Annotated in this window: 1 protein-coding gene; it reads right to left on the reverse strand. The window is 32.8% G+C overall.

What is annotated here, in order from left to right; genetic code table 11:
• Positions 1-95 precede the first annotated feature (95 nt).
• Positions 96-425 (reverse strand): hypothetical protein, encoded by a 330-nt coding sequence (locus DVW83_RS14780; protein WP_137239693.1) that lies wholly within the window; start codon positions 423-425, stop codon positions 96-98.
• Positions 426-859 lie beyond the last annotated feature (434 nt).

Here is an 859-nt window from a genome sequence, read left to right on the forward strand (position 1 = left end):
CCCTGCAAATAAACAACCTACAAACAAATTAGCGTTTGAGATTACTACAAGCATAAAGACAAATAGTGCAATCCACAGTGTGTTGATTTTAATCATTAGAAATCCCCCTTGAAAATACGGGTCATCACATCAGCTAAATCTTCCTTGTTATTAATAACAAAAGTATGTTGTGCGGAAGAAACTTCATCATCAACCGCATTAATGACTTCTCTTATTTTCTTACACTCTTCACAATGGCAATTTCCTTCAGCGATTTCTATATATTTTTTTCCTTGCAATAAAGCACCCATAGCAGCAAGATTAGCTGGACCAGCAGCTATCATTCCAAATGTTTCCTCATTTACTAATGATAAAGAAAGACCAATATTTTCTTTGTTGCATTCTTTCTTCAATTCTTCAATAAGATTTTCAATTTTTTCGTTCATGTGTTATAATTCTCCCGATATATTTATTCTTTTGTTGCCGATTAGCGATTGCCTTCGCTGGTCGGTCTTTCTTCCACCTACTTCAAAACCTAATAATAAATGGGTCAAGAAGTAATATTTTTTGCTAGTTGTTCTTTTGAATAACTAGCTCTTTTTTTGAAAAACAATACGAACGACCAAATAAATTTATTTGAATCCATGAAACAACAATTAGTTTTCCATCATCTGTTTTATACTTCGTTATATAATGTTTCATCTCGGTGCCTCCTTCCAAAACATTAATCATATTTAGGCGTTAGTCTAATTACGTAACCATCAGCAGGAGTTGCATCGGTCAATGTAACTTCTGCTACTTTTTCACCTTCTTCTGTTTCAACGATTAATCTTGTGTAATTTTCTTCATTTAAAATTCCCATTTTCTCTTCTTTCTTCAT

The sequence above is a fragment of the Enterococcus sp. VV15 genome (assembly GCF_005236045.1).
Lineage (GTDB): Bacteria > Bacillota > Bacilli > Lactobacillales > Enterococcaceae > Enterococcus_B > Enterococcus_B durans.